The sequence below is a fragment of the Ruminobacter amylophilus genome (assembly GCF_900115655.1).
Lineage (GTDB): Bacteria > Pseudomonadota > Gammaproteobacteria > Enterobacterales > Succinivibrionaceae > Ruminobacter > Ruminobacter amylophilus.
Genome location: NZ_FOXF01000106.1, coordinates 1 through 1358, shown reverse-complemented (window position 1 = coordinate 1358; position 1358 = coordinate 1). Strand labels below are relative to the sequence as shown.

Here is a 1358-nt window from a genome sequence, read left to right as displayed (position 1 = left end):
AATGAAAGTTTAAGTTAAAATCGGAGTGGTCAACTTCCGATCGTTTTAGTGGTCAACTTTTTCGATCGTTCTACACTTCTTTCACAGAAGAGGAAAATCATCTGCTCAAGTGTAGTGTGAAGAATGTAACTGCTGTAGAAAATGCCAACAATTGGCATCACATAAAACCTGATAATCCTGATTTTAGCAAAGCATTGGCCTTTGATAGTGATTGCAAGAAATTGGGGCACAGTTATAGAACTGGATTGTGTAAGTATGATACTGAAGAACGTCGAAACGCTAGGGATACTGCTGAGAAACACTTTTTAGAGAAAAGTCCAGAATTATTGCAAGCATTTCTTGATTCTTCAAAAAGTGTAGATCCAAAAGAATGGTATTTGAGAAAACAAAATCGGAAGTATAAAGATCTTTTTTAAATGGAGAAATGATATGAAAATATTTACTTTGATTGCCGTGTCAGCTATGGTGTCTTTAGTTGGATGTGCATCAGTTAATGTAAGTGATGAAAAGCTTCTGGATAAAGCTGAAACCGCCACAGGAATCGTTCAGAGTAATCTGACTGTAGTTCCAGGTTCAAAAGAAGCTACTGCAATGCATCTTTATTATAAGGTTCAGGACAAGCAGTCGAATGTATATAAGTGCTATTACATGAAAGCTATGTTTTCTGAGTCTGATGCTTTATGTACCAAGTTAAATGCTGATGGCAGTGAAGAAAAAATTTCAACTAATTGTAATGAGTTATTGAAAGCTGCTGGAAAATGCTAATGTTCATTTTTATATAAGCATCTATTACATCTTACATTTGTGGTTGTACACGCTTTTTTGAATTGAGCCGTTTTCCAAATTGCTAGGATAACGGCTTTTTTATAAGGAGATTGTTATGATTTCCCAGAAAGAAATGGAAAAAAATATCGAAAATCTTGAAGCTCCGGGAATTCCTGCCTTCGATGAGATCATTCAGTATAATGAATCTGAGAAGACTTGACGAATGTTTAAGAAACACTCTCTGTAATGATTTAAATTTATGTGCTTCTTGTGATAAAAAAGAATTCTTCAGAATAATTTCAAAAAATAACTCCGAACAGTTGTTTTCGCTCTTTCTTCCTGAAACCAATAAAAATCTGGCACTGTTTCGTAAGAATTGCAGAAGGTTAAATTTAAATAAATTGGGTAAAGTTAGAGGAAATCATGAACTTATCTGTAAAAGATTAGGTTTGAAATCTGGTGAAATTTTGAAGAACAAATCTAAGATTTTTGTTGATGAAGATTGAACTGTACCCTTTGTCAAGGACATTTAAAATTTTAGTTATCCATAATTTCGGACAACTAAAATTCAAGTTACCCCATTCATTAGACAT

General features: G+C 33.5%; 2 protein-coding genes. Both read left to right on the top strand.

What is annotated here, in order from left to right:
* Window positions 1-116 precede the first annotated feature (116 nt).
* Window positions 117-416 carry a hypothetical protein gene (locus tag BMY80_RS11950; protein WP_093143966.1) on the top strand — a complete coding sequence of 100 codons (300 nt, stop codon included), beginning with the start codon at window positions 117-119 and terminating at the stop codon, window positions 414-416.
* Window positions 417-429: 13 nt separating this feature from the next.
* Complete coding sequence (locus BMY80_RS11945) at window positions 430-765, top strand: hypothetical protein (protein ID WP_031580314.1); 336 nt, start codon at window positions 430-432, stop codon at window positions 763-765.
* Window positions 766-1358 lie beyond the last annotated feature (593 nt).

Bases quoted from the DNA above. Each gene is read 5' to 3' on its own strand.
- BMY80_RS11945 (WP_031580314.1), top strand. From the start codon at position 430: ATGAAAATATTTACTTTGATTGCCGTGTCAGCTATGGTGTCTTTAGTT.